This is a genomic window from Croceivirga thetidis (assembly GCF_012272815.1).
Taxonomy (GTDB): Bacteria; Bacteroidota; Bacteroidia; order Flavobacteriales; family Flavobacteriaceae; genus Croceivirga; species Croceivirga thetidis.
In genome coordinates this window covers 344629-362599 of sequence record NZ_JAAWWL010000001.1, presented here as the reverse complement: position 1 = coordinate 362599, position 17971 = coordinate 344629, and the positions used below count along the sequence as shown (strand labels likewise).

At 38.6% G+C, this 17971-nt stretch carries 15 protein-coding genes; all 15 read left to right on the top strand.

Annotated elements, in window-relative coordinates:
• The first annotated feature begins 3 nt into the window (after positions 1-3).
• Entirely contained in the window at positions 4-7251 is a 7248-nt protein-coding gene (gene sov / locus HCU67_RS01620) for a T9SS outer membrane translocon Sov/SprA (protein WP_168550864.1), read from the top strand.
• 81 nt (positions 7252-7332) lie between these two features.
• Complete coding sequence (gcvH, locus tag HCU67_RS01615) at positions 7333-7713, top strand: glycine cleavage system protein GcvH (RefSeq protein WP_168550863.1); 381 nt, start codon at positions 7333-7335, stop codon at positions 7711-7713.
• Between the two features lie 34 nt (positions 7714-7747).
• A complete protein-coding gene (locus HCU67_RS01610; RefSeq protein ID WP_210423598.1) occupies positions 7748-8098 on the top strand; it encodes a VanZ family protein in 351 nt (116 codons plus the stop codon).
• Between the two features lie 66 nt (positions 8099-8164).
• Positions 8165-8869 (top strand): energy transducer TonB, encoded by a 705-nt coding sequence (locus tag HCU67_RS01605; RefSeq protein WP_168550861.1) that lies wholly within the window; start codon positions 8165-8167, stop codon positions 8867-8869.
• Between the two features lie 120 nt (positions 8870-8989).
• Entirely contained in the window at positions 8990-9898 is a 909-nt protein-coding gene (gene cyoE / locus HCU67_RS01600) for a heme o synthase (protein WP_168550860.1), read from the top strand.
• Positions 9889-10470 (top strand): cytochrome c oxidase subunit 3, encoded by a 582-nt coding sequence (locus tag HCU67_RS01595; RefSeq protein ID WP_168550859.1) that lies wholly within the window; start codon positions 9889-9891, stop codon positions 10468-10470. Before cyoE ends, HCU67_RS01595 begins: the two co-directional genes overlap by 10 nt.
• 94 nt (positions 10471-10564) lie before the next feature.
• Positions 10565-11539, top strand: coding sequence for a cytochrome c oxidase subunit 3 (locus HCU67_RS01590; RefSeq protein WP_168550858.1), 975 nt, complete (start codon positions 10565-10567; stop codon positions 11537-11539).
• Positions 11540-11572: 33 nt separating this feature from the next.
• Complete coding sequence (locus HCU67_RS01585; protein WP_168550857.1) at positions 11573-11956, top strand: cytochrome C oxidase subunit IV family protein; 384 nt, start codon at positions 11573-11575, stop codon at positions 11954-11956.
• A 69-nt stretch (positions 11957-12025) separates the two neighbouring features.
• Positions 12026-12658 (top strand): hypothetical protein, encoded by a 633-nt coding sequence (locus tag HCU67_RS01580; RefSeq protein WP_168550856.1) that lies wholly within the window; start codon positions 12026-12028, stop codon positions 12656-12658.
• Positions 12639-13376, top strand: coding sequence for an SCO family protein (locus tag HCU67_RS01575; protein WP_168550855.1), 738 nt, complete (start codon positions 12639-12641; stop codon positions 13374-13376). Before HCU67_RS01580 ends, HCU67_RS01575 begins: the two co-directional genes overlap by 20 nt.
• A gap of 2 nt (positions 13377-13378) precedes the next feature.
• Positions 13379-13909 carry a DUF420 domain-containing protein gene (locus HCU67_RS01570; RefSeq protein ID WP_168550854.1) on the top strand — a complete coding sequence of 177 codons (531 nt, stop codon included), beginning with the start codon at positions 13379-13381 and terminating at the stop codon, positions 13907-13909.
• Entirely contained in the window at positions 13902-14117 is a 216-nt protein-coding gene (locus HCU67_RS01565; RefSeq protein ID WP_168550853.1) for a hypothetical protein, read from the top strand. Before HCU67_RS01570 ends, HCU67_RS01565 begins: the two co-directional genes overlap by 8 nt.
• A gap of 93 nt (positions 14118-14210) precedes the next feature.
• Positions 14211-15464 carry an ABC transporter permease gene (locus tag HCU67_RS01560; RefSeq protein WP_168550852.1) on the top strand — a complete coding sequence of 418 codons (1254 nt, stop codon included), beginning with the start codon at positions 14211-14213 and terminating at the stop codon, positions 15462-15464.
• Between the two features lies 1 nt (position 15465).
• A complete protein-coding gene (locus HCU67_RS01555) occupies positions 15466-16719 on the top strand; it encodes an ABC transporter permease (RefSeq protein ID WP_168550851.1) in 1254 nt (417 codons plus the stop codon).
• A 29-nt stretch (positions 16720-16748) separates the two neighbouring features.
• Positions 16749-17858, top strand: coding sequence for an efflux RND transporter periplasmic adaptor subunit (locus HCU67_RS01550; RefSeq protein ID WP_168550850.1), 1110 nt, complete (start codon positions 16749-16751; stop codon positions 17856-17858).
• Positions 17859-17971 lie beyond the last annotated feature (113 nt).

Here is a 17971-nt window from a genome sequence, read left to right as displayed (position 1 = left end):
ACTTTGGAAAGAGGGGCAACCACACCAATTCTTAAATACAAGTTATTTAAGGCCATATTTCTTGTTTTCGCCATTTGGGGCTCGGTGAATAGCCTTCAGGCTCAAGATACCGAGGGGCAGGCCGTTGATTCCGTAAAAACGGGAGCATCGCTTGGTAAGCTCGAAATGGGCAATCCTGATAGCATTGTTTCGAAGTACACTTATGACCCTAAACTTGATAGGTATGTCTACACAGAAAGTGTTGGGGATTTCAACGTCAATTATCCTTTATTTTTAACTCCTGACCAATTTTATGAACTGGTTCGAAAAGAAAGCATGAAATCTTATTTCAAGGAAAAGATTGATGCTTTTAGTGGAAAAAAGGAAGGAAGTGAAGAAGCCCGTAAAAATCTGTTACCAAACTTTTACATCAACAATAATTTCTTCGAATCAATATTTGGGGGTAATACCATTGAGATTATTCCACAAGGTTCCGTTGCGATGGATTTGGGGGTTATTTGGCAAAAGAATGATAATCCGTCACTATCACCTAGAAACCGAACAAACTTATCCTTTGACTTTGATCAGCGCATCAGTTTAAGTATGCTGGGCAAGGTTGGTGAACGCTTACAGGTAACAGCCAATTATGATACCGAGGCTACATTTGATTTTCAGAACCTCATTAAGTTGGATTATACCCCAACCGAAGACGATATCCTTCGCTCAATTGAGGTAGGTAATGTAAATATGCCATTGAACAGTTCCTTGATTCAAGGAGCCCAAAGCTTATTTGGTGTCAAGACCCAATTGCAATTTGGTCGAACAACGGTTACCGCAGTTTTTTCAGAACAACGCTCGCAAAACAATACGGTAACCGCACAAGGTGGTGGTACCATTAACGAATTTGCACTGACTGCATTAGATTATGATGAGGACAAGCATTTCTTCTTGGCCCAATATTTTAGGGATAATTATGATGATGCTTTAGAGCGATACCCCTTTATTCAAAGCCAAGTACAAATTACCCGTTTAGAGGTTTGGGTAACGAATCGAGGCCAATTAACTACTAACGTTCGTAATGTTGTCGCTATTCAAGATTTAGGGGAAGCCATTCCAGACCAGACCAGGATAAACAATCAAGGCGGAGCGCCAGTCAACTTTTTCAAGGCTTCGGCCGCTGCAGGATTCCCCGATAATGGTGTAAACTCTTTTGACCCTGAATTAATTGATAGTCCTGAAGGGGTTTTGACCGACGGAATAAGGGAAATAGCAACCGTTGAAGCAGGCTTTAATTTTTCAAATGGTTACCAAGCCAACCAAGGTTTTGACTATGCCATTCTGGAAAATGCAAGAAAATTGGAAGTTGGTCGTGATTACCAGTTTAATTCCCAATTGGGCTACATTTCATTGAACCAACGTCTGAGTAACGATGAAGTTTTGGGTGTAGCTTTTCAATATACCGTTAACGGTCAGGTTTTTCAGGTTGGTGAGTTTGCCAACGGTGGTCTTGACGCGACTACGGTCACAGGTGGCATAAATGGGGCCAATCCCATTATCGAAAACAACACCTTGATATTGAAATTGTTGAAAAGCAATATTACCAATGTTGAGGATCCTATTTGGGACTTAATGATGAAGAACATCTATGCAACTGGTGCTTTTCAACTTTTGCAGGAAGATTTTCGAATGAATATTCTTTATACCGACCCGACACCTCGTAATTACATTACACCAGCTGGCGGAGAGGATTTTCCGATTTCAGCTTCCAATGCAGGTAAGCCCTTGCAAGAACGTATACTCTTGAATGTGTTCAACTTTGATAGATTGAACATTTACAATGATGTGCAATCGGGCGGTGATGGATTCTTTGATTATGTTCAGGGAATAACAGTCGATTCTCAAACGGGTCGTATCATTTTTACTAAAGTCGAACCTTTTGGGGAGTATCTTTTTGAATTGTTGGGTGGTGGAACCTATGATGTAGAAAACGATCAGGGCTACAACGCAAACCAACAGAAATACGTATTCCGAAATCTTTACGCCAAAACCAAGGCAGCATCTTTACAAGATGCACAAAAGAATCGGTTTCAATTAAAAGGCCGATATAAGTCACAAGGTAACAATGGTATCCCTATAGGTGCCTTCAATGTGCCTCGAGGTTCAGTCCGAGTCACTGCAGGCGGACGTCAATTACAAGAAGGTATTGATTATACCGTGAATTATCAGGCAGGTACCGTACAGTTGTTGGACCCAAGCTTGGAAGCTTCAAACGTACCAATCAATATTTCTGTAGAGAACAACGCGGTATTTGGCCAACAAACACGTCGATTTACTGGTGTAAATGTTGAGCACAAGTTTAGTGAGAACTTTGTTCTTGGTGGAACGCTTTTGAATTTGAACGAACGCCCTTTGACCCAAAAGTCGAATTTTGGTATCGAACCCGTAAACAATACCATTTTTGGTCTTAACGGTAATTTTAGTACGGAAATTCCTTTTCTGACAAGGTTAGCCAATAAGTTGCCCAACATAGACACCGATGCCCCCTCCAACCTGTCTTTACGGGCCGAAGCAGCTTTTTTAAGTCCGAATTCACCTAAAAATGCTGATTTTGAAGGTGAGACAACTACCTATTTAGATGATTTTGAGGGTGCCCAAGCTTTAATCGATATCCGCTCCTTCTTGGGATGGTCATTGGCAAGTACACCTCTAGAATTTACACAGAACGGACAATTATCAGGAAGCTCTCCAGAAGACCCTGCTAATTTGCAAAACGGATTTGGTCGAGCAAAAACTGCTTGGTACACCATTGATCCTATTTTCTATACCAACCAAAGGCCTGCCGCAATTTCGGATAACGATATTTCATTGAATGAAACCCGCAGAATTTTTATCGATGAGGTATTTTCTTCCCAAGTTGATATTGCGCAGGGACAAACTACAGTTCAGGGAACCCTGGATTTGGCATATTATCCAAACCTAAGGGGACCTTATAATGCATCACCCACAGACAATTCTGCTCAAAGCTTTGAGCAAAGAGCACCGGAAAATAAATGGGGTGGAATTATGCGTTCACTTAGTAGTACAAACTTTGAGCAATCCAATGTGGAGTTTGTTCAATTTTGGGTACTGGACCCTTATGTTGATGGGGATGCTACTACTCCTGGAGAATTGGTTTTGAATTTGGGTAATATTTCTGAGGATATCCTAAAAGATGGAAAAAAGCAATACGAAAATGGGCTTCCGGGATTAAACAGTAATGATTTTAATGCTCCTAGTTCATGGGGAGAAGTTCCTTCGACTCAATCATTGGTTTATGCTTTTGATGCTGATGAGACAAATAGAGGATTGCAAGATATTGGTTATGATGGTTTGGATGATGCTGCAGAAGCTGCAATTTACCCTAATGCCGGTGGTGATCCAGCCCTTGATAATTATACCTATTACTTGAATCGTGAAGGTGGAATTTTAGAACGTTATCTGGATTTCAACAATCCAGACGGGAACTCTCCAGTACAGGTAACCAATACCAATAGGGGCTCCACTACTTTACCTGATGTAGAGGATGTTGATCGCGATTTGACCATGAATACGGTAAATAGTTACTATGAATACCGTATCGAAATCAAACCAAACACAACAGTCAATGACCCTTATGTTACCGACATTATTGAAGGAACGGCAAGCGGAAATCGTGTTCCTAATGGCGGTCAATTAAATTACCGTTGGATTCAATATAAAATTCCTTTAACGGACTTTACAGAAGCAGTTGGGGGTATTACTGACTTTAGATCAGTCAGTTTTATGCGAATGTATTTGACCGGATTTTCAGATGACGTAGTTCTACGTTTTGCCACCTTGGATTTAGTTCGTGGTGATTGGCGGGCCTATACCAATTCGTTGCAACCAGATGTTGATAACAATCCGGCCGATGATGGTACCATCACTGATGTAAATACAGTCAACATTGAGGAAAATAGCCAACGAACCCCAATACCCTATGTTTTGCCTCCGGGTGTTGTTCGTGAACAATTAAACAATAACAACACTATTATTCGCCAGAATGAGCAATCGCTATCCTTTAATGTTTCCAACCTTGAACCTGAAGATTCAAGAGGTGTATTCAAGAATTTAAATATCGACGTAAGGCAGTATGAGCGAATAAAGATGTTCATGCATGCCGAGAAAATAATTGATTCCGATTACTCAAATGATGACACGCCTTTAGTTGGATTTCTGAGAATTGGTACGGATTTCACGGATAACTTCTATCAGGTGGAATTGCCATTACAATTCACTCCCTTTGGTTCAGCGAGTCCAGAAGTTATTTGGCCCGAAGTAAATGAAATTGATATTGCGCTAAGTGATTTGAACAAGGTCAAGTCTTTACGTATAACCCAATCACAAAGCGCTACACAAACAGTGCCTTTGAACGAGCTTCGATTCTTTGAAGTTGTTGATGGCAATGTTGTTGAAGTTGACGAATTTGCTCCCCGAACTTTGGGCAGGTTACGAATTGGAATAAAAGGTAATCCGTCTTTTGGTAGTATTCGAAGCATGATGGTGGGTGTAAAGAATATTGACGATGTAGCGGCAAGAGGTGAGGTTTGGTTCAATGAATTGCGTTTGGCTGGGTTGGATAACAATGGAGGATATGCAGCTATTGCTGCACTTGATGCAAACATGGCCGATTTTGCCAACGTCACCGCAACGGCCAATACCAGTACTTCCGGTTTTGGAACCATAGACCAATTGCCAAATGAACGGGCACGTGAAGATGTGGTTTCTTACGATGTTGTAACCAATGTAAATATCGGACAGCTTTTTCCACAAAAATGGGGACTGCAGATACCCTTTAATTTTGGGGTGTCAGAGACATTAATTACACCAGAGTTTGACCCTGTTTATGATGATTTAAAATTGGAAGACCGTATTGCAGCTGCTGAAGAGACTCCTGATATTGACCCCGATGATATTCGGGAACAAGCTGAAGATTATACCAAACGACGAAGTGTCAACTTTATAGGAGTTAGAAAAAATAGGGGTGATGAGGCTGAAGCCAATTTTTATGATATTGAAAACTTTACGTTCAATTATTCCTACAACAAAACCAATCACCGTGATTTTGAGATTGCCGATTTAGTTGATGAAAATGTAAACGCAGGCTTTGTTTACAATCACAATTTCAAACCGGTTCCATTGGCTCCATTTGCGAAAAAAGACTCTCTTTTTACAGGTAGGTATTGGCAATGGTTAAAAGAATTGAATATAAACTTGTTGCCTACGAGTATTTCGGTTAATGGTAATATCAATAGGGCGTTTAACCGCCAGCGGTTTCGGGATGTTATCGACCCAGGGGTTGAGGCTTTGAATTTACCGGTATTGCAACAGCGAAACTATTTGTTGAATTGGCAGTACGCTTTGAACTACAGTTTGACAAAATCAATGCGTTTGCAGTTCACAGGCTCAAACAATAACATCGTTCGAAATTATTTTACTGGTGAGCAGGATAGTGACGGTCGCGATATTATCGACCAGTCATTGGATTTGTGGGATGGCTTTTTCGATACCGGTGAACCAAATCGGCATTCTCAGCAAATGCAGTTGAACTATGAACTGCCGTTCGATAAAATTCCATTCCTAAGCTTTATAAACGCACAATATTCCTATACCAGCAATTTTGATTGGCAACGAGGCGGTGATGCCTTACTCGAAGTAGCGGGTGAAAACATTAACACCGTACAAAATGCGAGCACGCATAACCTGACTGCCAACATGAGCATGCAGGGATTCTATGATTTCATAGGATTAAAAAAACGCGATGGTAAGACAAAAGCCAATCAACAACCAGCTCGTAGAGACAAGGCAGGAAACACCAAAGATGGTGAAGAGAAAAAACCGAAGAGCCGCAAGACCAGTAAGGCCTTTAATACCATTGTTGATGTAGTTACCATGGTAAAGCGCTTAAACGTTAACTATAGTGAAAACAGAGGTAAGGTTCTTCCGGGGTATACCCAGTCAACTGGATTTATTGGAACACTAAGGCCTTCTGTAGGTTTTGTATTTGGTAGTCAGTCAGATGTTCGTTTTGAGGCTGCTCGCAGAGGTTGGTTGACCAGATTCCCTGATTTTAACAGCCAATTTTTACAGAATTTATCACGTCAACTGAACATTACGGCAACTGCGCAACCAACGCAAGACTTAACGATTGATTTAACAGCTGATAGACAATTTACTTCAAGTTTACAGGAGAATTTTCGTGTAAACACCTTGGTAGATGGCACTTTTGAATACGAAAACCTTTTGACCAACAATTTTGGAAACTTTAGTATCTCCACTATGATGTTGGGCACAATATTTAGAAAGAGTGATGAATTCGATTCAGAAAGTTTTGAGCAATTCAAACAAAATCGAATTACCATTGCCAATCGTTTGGAAGCTGACCGAGGTAATCCTTCAAGTGGTAATATCGACCAGGATGGATTTCCGGAACGTTATGGAAAGACCCAACAAGAAGTTTTGCTTCCGGCCTTTTTTGCTGCCTATTCAGGTCAAGATGTTGATCGGGTAAATTTGGATGCCTTTAGGCAAATTCCTATCCCAAACTGGAATATCAAGTACACAGGTCTAATGAAAAACCGATGGTTTAAAAAGAAATTTAAGCGTTTCTCAGTTTCGCATGGGTACCGCGCGGCCTACAGTATTAATAATTTTCAAACCAACTTAGAGCGAGAAAATGGGGTATTAGACCCTGAGACCCTTGATTTCAGACCAAGAGACATTATTAGTAATGTGGTAATGACCGATGAATTCAATCCGCTGATTCGCGTTGATTTTGAAATGAAAAATTCGCTTAGCGTTTTAGCCGAAGCACGTACGGATAGAACCTTATCCCTCAGCTTTGATAATAATTTGTTGACAGAAATCAACGGTAAGGAGTATACCTTAGGTTTGGGATACCGTTTTAAAGACGTAAAATTTGTAACCAACATTGGTGGTGAAAAGACCCGACTGAAAGGTGACCTAAATCTAAAAGCTGATTTATCACTTCGAGATAATGTTACTATCATTCGAAATCTTGATATTGATAACAATCAGATTACTGCTGGACAAGATTTGTGGTCAATTAAGTTCACTGCAGATTATGCCCTGAGTAAAAACTTAAATGCATTATTTTTCTACGACCACTCCTTCTCAGAATTCAAGGTATCTACTGCATTCCCGCAAACAACGATAAATACGGGCTTTACACTACGTTATAATTTTGGTAACTAAAACCAATAATTCTTAAGCTACTAAGCTTGCAATAGTTTCATATTACCTTAAATTTGTTAATTCATAAAAATCACTTTTAGCATGAAAATTCCCGCCGAATTAAAATATACCAAAGACCATGAATGGGTTAAAGTTGATGGAGATACCGCACTTGTAGGGATTACTGATTTTGCACAAGGAGAATTAGGTGATATTGTATATGTGGAAGTTGAAACACTTGATGAGACCCTTGATAAGGATGAGGTTTTCGGTACCGTGGAAGCAGTAAAAACGGTTTCTGATTTATTCTTGCCTTTGTCAGGTGAAATCATAGAGTTTAATACAGCGCTTGAAGATGAACCTGAGAAGGTCAATTCAGACCCCTACGGTGATGGCTGGATGATTAAAATAAAAATTTCTGATGCCTCAGAGATTGAAGAACTTTTGGATGAAAGTGCATACAAAGAACTTATAGGTGCTTAATAAGCGAAAGTTCCTTTTACTATTCTCTTTATGGATGTTACTCATAACCTATTTGAGCCTGTATCGAATACCTGAAGAGCAAGAATCTAATTTTTGGTTTGATAATCTTGATAAACTCGTTCACTTAGGTATTTATTTGGTTACGACGGTTATCGGGTATTTTGCCTTTCAAGAAAGCTTTAAAAATAAATTCAGCAAAGCAAAAGCAATAAGAGTGGTCTTTGTTTTAGCGGTGGCTTACGGACTTTTGATTGAACTCTTGCAACATCTAATGCCCTATAATAGAATGGCCGAATTAATGGATGTGATTGCCAATACAGTGGGTGCCTTGTTGGGCTGTTGGCTCATTCAAAAGTACAGTTCACTCATTCCTTCCACAAATTAAGACTCAAATTTGCCCATAATTAGAATTATTGGTTAAATTAGACCCAGACTAAAATCAAAAATAGATATGGAACTTAAAAAGAATCCTAAAGCGGATGTAGGAAGAAACAGCGGACTATACTTTGTCATCGGGCTTGCCTTGGTAATGTTCTTGGTTTGGCAAGGATTGGAGTGGAAGAAATATGATGAGTCAAACGACTATGATATAGCGTTGAACGTAGAGGACCAATTGGATGAAGAAGTTCCAATGACAGAACAAATAAAGACACCACCTCCACCACCTCCACCAGCAGCTCCAGAAGTTATTGAGGTTGTTGAAGATGAAGAAGAAGTAGAGGAAACCGTAATCGAGTCTACAGAGACCAGTCAGGAAGAAGAGGTTATGGAAGTTGAAGACGTTGAGGTTGAAGATATCGATGAAGATTTGACGGTACCTTTTGCAGTTATTGAAGATGTTCCGGTATTTCCTGGATGCGAGGGTGCTAGCAATAAAAAGCAGTGCTTTCAAGAAATGATGCAAAAGCACATTCGTAAGAATTTCCGTTACCCAGAGATTGCTCAAGAAATGGGTGTTCAAGGTCGTGTTAGTGTAATGTTTACCATTCAGAAAGACGGTAGTATCGGAAACATCAGAATGCGTGGGCCAGATAAAAATTTAGAAGCTGAAGCAATGCGAATCATTCAAAAGCTTCCTAAAATGACGCCAGGTAAACAAAGAGGTAGAGCGGTTAAAGTTCCATTTAGTATCCCAATCACCTTTAAGTTGCAATAAAAATCTAGTCTTAGAAAAGATATGAAGCCCTAGTTGAAAAGCTAGGGCTTTTCTTTTATCCAACTGTATTGCAAGAAAGGCGATTCAAGTTTATCTTTGCAGCCCAATTAAAGCACGTTGATGCCGACTGCAGTAAGCACAAATTCATTTCAATTGCCCATAACATTCACAGACTTTAAAGAACTGACAAAAGTACGGTTGGCAGTTAGTGTCGTGTTTTCCTCTATTGCCGGCTATTTTCTTGGAGCTGAACAAGTTCAAGCTTCTTCATTACTTTTCTTGGCCTTTGGTGGTTATTGCATGGTTGGAGCTTCAAATATTTACAATCAAATCATTGAGCGGGATTTGGATGTGTTGATGAAGCGTACCAAAAACCGACCGATTCCTGCCGGCCGTGTTTCGCCATTAGTAGCTTTGATTTTGGCTATAGTATTGACCATTGGTGGTGTCGCATCTTTATATGCTTTGAATCCGAAAACTGCATTTTTTGCTGCCCTATCCATTTTTTTATACGCTTGTGTTTATACCCCTCTAAAAACGAAAACACCACTAGCTGTATTTGTTGGGGCAATACCAGGTGCCATTCCATTTATGTTGGGATGGGTTGCGGCAACGAATGAGTTCGGAATAGAACCTGGAACTTTATTTATGATACAGTTTTTTTGGCAGTTTCCTCATTTCTGGGCATTGGGATGGATGTTGGATGAGGACTACAAAAAAGGTGGATTTAAAATGTTGCCGACAGGTAAAAAAGATACGGGTACAGCATTTCAAATCATATTGTACACCATTTGGATGCTGGTTATTTCCATAATGCCGGTATTCGGATTTACAGGAAATTTAATACTCTCCATACCAGCAGCAATTCTGGTATTTGTTATGGGAATGGTAATGTTGATTTTTGCCTTTAAATTATATGAAAAGCGTACGAATAAGGCGGCAAGAAATTTAATGTTGGCTAGTGTCAGCTACATTACTTTGGTACAATTGGTATATGTTTTTGATAAAATGATTGTAGGATGGATTTAACCCAAGGAACAGACGAACAAAAAAGAAGAAGGTCTAAGAAAATGATGCTTTGGTTTGGCATCGTTAGTTTAATTATGGCTTTTGCAGGCTGGACCAGTGCTTACATTGTAAGTAGTAAAAGAGAAGATTGGCTTTCTGATATTCAGTTGCCTCAGGCATTTTTTATAAGTACTGCAATAATTGTAGTAAGCAGTATAACTTACCTCTTGGCACGTAAGGCACTACAGAAAGATGAACAAAAGAATACAACCTTCTTTTTAATTGCCACCTTGGTATTAGGGGTTGGTTTTATAGTGTTGCAGTTTTACGGATTCTCGCAAATGTTATCAAGTGGATATTACTTTACGGGCCCGACTAGCAATATTAAAATGTCGTACGTTTTCTTGATTGCCTTTGTGCACATTTTACATGTGGTTGCTGGACTTATTTCACTATTGGTGGTATTGTTCAATCAGGTTCGAGGAAAATACAGCCCGGAAAATATGTTGGGTTTTGAATTAGGGGAGACGTTCTGGCATTTTCTCGACTTTTTATGGATTTACCTTATTCTATTTATGTATTTCGTAAAATAATTTGAAATCAAAAAAGTTTTCATAGCGGAATGGCTTTAGGAATAAGACACAATGCCTTAAATTTGCTAAAATTTTACTAAAACGCTTATAATCTATGGATACAACGGTAACTGCCGGTTCAGAAGAAAACGTTTGGGACGGGGGTAACAGACCCTTAGGAGCGAGCTACGGGAAACTAATGATGTGGTTTTTCTTGGTTTCAGATGCCCTTTCTTTTTCAGGGTTTCTATGTGCATATGGTTTTTCAAGATTCAAGTTTATTGAAACTTGGCCAATTGCTGATGAAGTTTTTACCCACGTTCCGTTCTTCCATGGTAATTATCCAATGATATATGTGGCGTTTATGACCTTCATACTGATTATGTCTTCTGTAACGATGGTATTAGCCGTTGATGCAGGTCATAAAATGAAGCAAAATGCAGTTATCTGGTATTTATTTGCAACTATTATAGGAGGTGCCATATTCGTTGGTTCACAAGCTTGGGAATGGGCGACTTTTATCAAAGGCGATTATGGAGCCCTAGAAACAAAAGGTGGTAGAATACTTCAATTTGTAAATGCCGAGACAGGTGAACGAGCTGCATTGGCAGATTTTACAACGGCATTGCCAGAAGAACGTGTAAAACACCTTGCTTCTGAAGGTGTGTGGTATGAGTCTGAAGGATATAAAACCTCTTTTTCCCTAAACGAAGTATTGGAAGGTTTCAAGGCAAATCCAAACATTTTGATTCGCACAGAAACCATTAATGAAGATGGTGAAAAAACATTATTAAATCGTGAACAGTCACTTGGTCGTTTGAGTGACGCTGTTCGCGTCGTTGAAGGAGCAAACTTGATACGAAACGAATACGGTAGTCGATTGTTCGCTGACTTTTTCTTCTTTATTACCGGATTCCATGGATTTCACGTATTCTCTGGTGTTGTAATAAACGTCATAATTTTCTTCAATGTAATATTAGGTACCTACGAGAAGCGCGGGCACTATGAAATGGTTGAAAAAGTTGGTTTGTATTGGCACTTTGTAGATTTGGTTTGGGTATTTGTATTCACATTTTTCTATCTCGTCTAAATACTATTTTCTAAAATCTTTTAAAAAGAATAAATGGCACACGAACATAAATTAGAGATTTTTAGGGGCTTATGGAAGTTCAAAAGTAACGTCCAAAAAATTTGGGGCGTATTGGCTTTTTTAACTTTTGTAACAGCTATTGAAGTAGGATTGGGTATTGTAAAACCGGAATTTTTGACCAAAACCTACTTTTTGGATATGAAATTGCTCAACTGGATTTTCATAATTCTGACCTTGGTTAAAGCCTATTACATATCTTGGGATTTTATGCACCTTCGCGACGAAAAATCCTCATTAAGGAGGGCCATTGTTTGGACTCCTATATTCCTGGTTGTTTATTTGATAACCATACTGCTTTTTGAAGCTACGTACATCTACGATGTTTTTAAGAATGGCTTCTTAGCATGGAATTTCTAAGAAAGCATTAACAACTTTAAAAGACGGTTTTCGAACCGTCTTTTTTATTTTTGTAAAGTTTCTTTTCCTATGAAAAAGGTCTTCGTTTTGGTAGTACTTTTTGTACTTCCACTTGTAGCTTATTTATTCTTTGCATCTGGTGTAAATAATTTTGGACGACTCCCAATTTTAACTGAATCAACCAACGAAATACAAGTTTTAGGTTCTGAAGTTCAGCTGCAAGATAAAATAACGATTCTCGGTTTTTTGGGGCAAAATGTTGATTTAAGACAAACAAATGCGCTAAATCTCAATCAGAAAATATACAAACGTTTTTACGAGTTCAAAGATTTTCAAACCGTTATGCTTGTTCCTAAAGGAACAGAAAAGGCTGTGGAAAATTTGACTAAAGAACTTAGTGAATTGGTCGATATCTCTAAATGGAAATTTGTATTTGCAGAAGTCGACCAAATCGAAAAATTATTCGATGGTTTGGGCACTAATATCACTTTAGAAGAAGACTACGGCACACCATACGTGTTCATCATTGATAAAAATCGAAATCTTCGAGGTAGGAACAATGATGACGATGAAGGAATCAAATATGGTTTTAATACCAACTCAGTTGCTGAACTCAACAATAAAATGGAAGATGATGTGAAAATCATATTGGCCGAATATAGACTCGCATTAAAAAAGAACAATGCCACAAGGAGCAAATAAGGGAAAGAAATATGCCTATATATGGATTTCATTGATCATTTTGATTTTTGGTGTTATCGTTGTGCCAAGAATTGTTGAGCGAATCAAGGGTAATACCATTGTTGAAAATGATAGAGTCTCGGGAGTGGTTTTGAAAGACCTTGATTTTTTAGTCAATAATGGTAAAAAAAGACGGGTCCCAGATTTTGAGTTTTTGAATCAAGACAGCATTCTGGTTTCAAATAAGGACTTATTGGGAAAAGTTTATGTAGTAGATTTTTTCTTCACATCGTGTCCTACCATTTGCCCAATAATGACCAAAAACCTCAAAGCGGTTCAGCAGAGTATCCAAGATGAGGATTTTTTCATCACTTCCTTTACCATAGACCCTAAAAGGGACACGGTATCAAAGCTAAAAGCATACGCCGAAGGTTATAATATCAATACGACAAATTGGAATTTTCTAACTGGTAAAAAGGAGGATTTATATAAGCTTTCCAATGAAGGATTTTATATGTACACACAGGAAGATTCGACTGTGGCCGGTGGATTTGAACATTCAGGATTATTCGCTTTGGTAGATAAAAAAGGTTTCCTACGCTCACGCACAGATAAATTTGGTAATCCACTCATTTATTATAAAGGAACTATAACAGAATCACAAGGTGTAAATGATGAAGGTGAAGCTCAACAGATAACCATTTTAAAAGAAGACATTAAAAAACTATTAGCTGAGTAGTTATGGAAGCAACAATTAAAGATGAAAAAAAGATTAAGAGATTTATAACTGTCCTTTCGATAGCAATCCCGGCTGTTGTTGCCCTATTGTTCGGATATAAAATTCCAGACGCTGAACCACTTTCATTTTTACCTCCGATTTATGCAACTACAAACGCCTTGACCGCAATTCTTTTGATTTCTGCTTTAATTGCGATTAAGGGTGGTAAACAAAAATTGCATGCAAGGCTAATGACCTCTTGTATTGTACTATCGGTTCTATTTTTGGTTATGTATGTTGCGTACCACATGACCTCAGACCCGACACCTTTTGGTGGGGAAGGCAGCATTAGATATGTATACTACTTCATTCTATTTTCCCATATAACGTTGTCCATCGCAGTTATTCCTTTAGTATTAATCACATACAGTAAATCATATTTAAAGGACTTTATTGCACACAAGAGGTGGGCCAAATACACATTTCCAATTTGGCTTTATGTTGCTATTACCGGGGTTGTGGTGTATGTAATGATTTCCCCTTATTATGCATAAAAAGGTACTCCTCATTCTATTGATTGTCTTGTTGGTCTTTCCAAGCATTGCAGAGGCACAATGTGCCATGTGCAGGGCTGCGCTAGAAAGTGAAGCTGACAATAGTCAAGCCGAAGGTGTAAATAATGGTATTGTATACCTCATGGCTATACCATACCTCTTGGTTGGAGCTGTATTTTACTTTGTTTACAAGCGCATGAAATCGTAAGGGTCGATTTTTTTTGCCGAAATGTGTAACAAATGAAATTTTTTATAGTCTAATGAATAAGAATCTATTCATCAATCATCAAACCGACCCTCAATGTTCGACATCGAAAGATGGCAAGAAATTTTCGATACTATTCGAAAAAATAAGCTAAGAACCTTCCTCACCGGACTATCTGTTGCCTCTGGTATTTTTATTCTCGTTATTCTTTTGGGCTTCGGCCAAGGAATGCAAAATGGTATTGAAAAAGAATTTAAAGGTGATGCAGCAACTTCTATGTGGGTATGGCCAGGAAGAACGACAATAGCGTACAATGGTCTTAATCCTGGGAGGCGAGTCCAACTTCGTAACGAAAACCTCAATTACATAAATAATTCACTTGGTGTGGAATTTGAAAAAGCTTCCACATTTTATTTCCCAAGCGATATACAAGTTTTATACAAAAACGATTTAATCGTCTATCGTGTTATTGGTACTACTGATGATATGCAATTAATCGAGAACCAATACATTGTCGAGGGCAGGTTCATCAATAAAAATGATTTACAAGAAAATGCCAAAGTTGCTGTCATAAGCGATAAAATACAACGTGAGGTTTTTAGCGAATTGGATACACCGATAGGGGAATATTTAAATATTTCAGGAGCGGGGTTTAAAATAGTTGGTGTATACAGCGAAGTTAGTGGAGATGATGAAGGAGAGGAGGAACGTATTTGGATTCCATTAACCACTGCTCAATTGGCATTTAATGGTGGGGACAGAATCAGCAACTTGACCTTTATGTTACCAGAGAAGGAAACGCTAAATGAAACGGTTGCTTCCTCATTGGCATTTGAAGACGAAATACGCACCTATCTGCAGAGTGTTCACGGAGTCTCACCAGAAGATACAAGGGCAATTCATATCTGGAATCCGATTGAAGAGGCTAAGCGATACTATGCTTTAACTGGAAACATAAAATTCTTCTTTTGGTTCGTTGGGGTTTGTACCATAATTGCTGGCGTTGTTGGTGTAAGTAACATTATGCTCATTGTTGTAAAAGAGCGAACACGTGAAATAGGAATTCGAAAGGCATTAGGGGCCAAACCATGGTTCATTGTTGGGATGATTCTTCAGGAAGCGATTTTTGTGACTGCTTTATCAGGTTTTGCCGGACTAATTTTTAGTATGGGCCTTTTGGAAATAGTTGGTCCGAATGTCGAAATAGATTATGTAGTTAACCCTTCTGTTAATTTCAATGTTGCATTTACAACTGTCCTTGTCTTAGTAGGTGCAGGAACATTAGCCGGATTTGTACCCGCGTGGCGAGCAGCAAATATTCAAGTAATTAATGCCTTAAGAGACGAATAATATGTTTAATAGAGATCGTTGGAAAGAAATTCTTGAGGTGCTGACGAAAAATTGGTTCAGAACCTTTTTGACCGCTTTCGGTGTTATTTGGGGCATATTTATACTCATTTTGTTATTGGCTGCTGGCAAAGGATTGGAAAATGGAATTAAAGCTGATTTTAGTGGTGTTGCCACCAATACTATGTTCATGTGGACGCAGACCACAACAATGTCTTATGACGGGTTACCTGAAGGAAGGCGTTATAATTTCAAGTTAAAAGACGTTCAGTTAATCCGGGATAATGTTCCTGGTCTAAAAATTATATCTCCAAGAAATGCGGCACGTGGCCAAGGTGATAATGTATTCTATAAAACAGAAAGTGGGTCATATCGAATTTTTGGTGATTACCCAGAAATTCTACAACAGAATTCAATCTACGTTCATCAAGGAAGGTTTATTAACCACAGTGATATTGACAAAAAACGAAAGATTGCCGTAATAGGTGACGGTGTTAGACAAGACCTATTTGAAGACGATGAAGATTTTCTTGGAGCGTACATTAGAATTGAAGGGGTCAATTTCATGGTCGTAGGTACCTATAAGGAGAAATCCAACAATGGAGACGGACAAAATGCCGAACGACAGATATTCGTTCCATTCACAGCATTTTCACAGGCATTCAATAGAGCTGATAACGTTGGTTGGATGGCAATTACTGCTCATGATGGGCAATCCATTTCCGATAAGGTTGAAGGTATTGTAAATACAGTAAAGCAAAGCAGAAGAATTCATCCTGATGATGAACGTGCAGTTGGCTATTTTGATTTATTTGAACAATACAATCGGGTTGAAAGCCTTTTTACAGCAATGAGATGGATTGCTATAATAGTAGGTACTTTGGTCTTGATTTCTGGAATAATCGGGGTAAGTAATATTATGCTGATTGTGGTTAAGGAGAGAACAAAAGAAATAGGAATTCGTAGGGCTTTGGGAGAATCGCCATGGTCCATTAAAATGCAAGTTTTAATGGAGTCGATTACCTTAACGCTTATAGCTGGAATGGTCGGAATCGTATTTGGGTCTCTGGTAATCTATGCCATTAACGCCATATTGGATAGTACCGGTCCAGTTGATATGTTCTTAAATCCAACGGTTAGTCTAACAGTTGTATTAAGTGCAATGACAATTCTTGTTATTTCAGGATTATTGGCCGGATTCATACCTGCAAATAGCGCTATAAGACTCCGCCCAATTGATGCGCTGCGAACTGAATAAATTAAATCAATCAAAACAAAATAACTAAAATGAAAAAATCTGTAACCATTATAATCTTAATAGTGATTGTTCTTGCCTTTGGAGGCTCACTATATTATTTGTATCAGAAAAACAATGAGGACCCTGTTGTTTATGAGACTGAGACACCAAGTAAACAAACCATAATTAATAAGGCCGTTGCAACAGGTAGTATCTTACCGTTAGAAGAGGTTTTGATTAAACCAAATATATCTGGGGTAATTGAAGAAGTGTATGTGGAGGGTGGTGATTATGTCAAAACAGGGGATCTTTTGGCCAAGATTAAAGTAGTACCGAATTTGAGTGCTTTAAATGATGCTAGAGATGCCATAGAAAGGGCAAGAATAGACGTTGAAAACCAGAAAAGAAATTATGACCGTCAATTAAAGATTTTTGAAAAGGGAGTTATTTCGAAGGCTGATTTAGAAACGGCCGAGGTAGCTTACAATCAAGCAAAACAAACTTATAATGCGGCCAATCAGCGCTTTGATATCATTAAAACCGGTACTGCGAGGGGATATGGGAATCAAGCGAATACCTTGATTCGATCGACTGTAAGTGGAATGATACTAGATGTTCCCGTTGAAAAGGGTAATCAGGTCATTGAAAGTAATAACTTCAATGAGGGTACAACTATAGCTTCGATTGCAGATGTTGAACGAATGATTTTCGAAGGTAAAGTTGACGAATCTGAAGTAGGTAAAATTAAAGAAGACCTACCGTTGGAAATCACTGTTGGCGCTATTGAAAATCAGGTCTTTGAAGCTGTCCTGGATTACATTGCGCCAAAGGGTGTAGAAGAAAATGGCGCCATTCAATTTGAAATAAAAGGTACCCTTAAAAAACAAGATACCACCTTTATAAGAGCAGGTTTAAGTGCCAATGCTAGTATAATATTGGCTAGGGCGGATAGTGTTCTTGCAGTTAAAGAGGCTTTAGTCCAATTTGATGAGGAAACGAAAGAACCCTTTGTGGAGATATCGAAGGGAGAGCAAGAATTTGAGCGTAGGGATATCGAGCTTGGTATAAGCGACGGAATTTTCGTTGAAATCAAATCTGGAGTTAGTGAAGAAGACGAAATCAAGATTTGGAACAAGGCCGAGGGCGATATGGGTGAATAGTGCTACTAACCCATAACCCTAGCTTCTTTTTATTTAACAAAACTTTTAATCATAAGTTGTAACAATTTAACAACTTAACAGTCAAACTACGGGAACCAGTTTTCCAAATAGCT

Coding starts and splice junctions, on each gene's coding strand:
- HCU67_RS01575 (WP_168550855.1), top strand. CDS start 12,639: ATGCCACAAGGAGCAAATAAGGGAAAGAAATATGCCTATATATGGATT.
- HCU67_RS01610 (WP_210423598.1), top strand. CDS start 7,748: ATGTTACTCATAACCTATTTGAGCCTGTATCGAATACCTGAAGAGCAA.
- HCU67_RS01570 (WP_168550854.1), top strand. CDS start 13,379: ATGGAAGCAACAATTAAAGATGAAAAAAAGATTAAGAGATTTATAACT.
- HCU67_RS01595 (WP_168550859.1), top strand. CDS start 9,889: ATGGATTTAACCCAAGGAACAGACGAACAAAAAAGAAGAAGGTCTAAG.
- gcvH (WP_168550863.1), top strand. CDS start 7,333: ATGAAAATTCCCGCCGAATTAAAATATACCAAAGACCATGAATGGGTT.
- HCU67_RS01560 (WP_168550852.1), top strand. CDS start 14,211: ATGTTCGACATCGAAAGATGGCAAGAAATTTTCGATACTATTCGAAAA.
- HCU67_RS01585 (WP_168550857.1), top strand. CDS start 11,573: ATGGCACACGAACATAAATTAGAGATTTTTAGGGGCTTATGGAAGTTC.
- cyoE (WP_168550860.1), top strand. CDS start 8,990: ATGCCGACTGCAGTAAGCACAAATTCATTTCAATTGCCCATAACATTC.
- HCU67_RS01580 (WP_168550856.1), top strand. CDS start 12,026: ATGAAAAAGGTCTTCGTTTTGGTAGTACTTTTTGTACTTCCACTTGTA.
- HCU67_RS01590 (WP_168550858.1), top strand. CDS start 10,565: ATGGATACAACGGTAACTGCCGGTTCAGAAGAAAACGTTTGGGACGGG.
- HCU67_RS01555 (WP_168550851.1), top strand. CDS start 15,466: ATGTTTAATAGAGATCGTTGGAAAGAAATTCTTGAGGTGCTGACGAAA.
- HCU67_RS01550 (WP_168550850.1), top strand. CDS start 16,749: ATGAAAAAATCTGTAACCATTATAATCTTAATAGTGATTGTTCTTGCC.
- HCU67_RS01605 (WP_168550861.1), top strand. CDS start 8,165: ATGGAACTTAAAAAGAATCCTAAAGCGGATGTAGGAAGAAACAGCGGA.
- HCU67_RS01565 (WP_168550853.1), top strand. CDS start 13,902: ATGCATAAAAAGGTACTCCTCATTCTATTGATTGTCTTGTTGGTCTTT.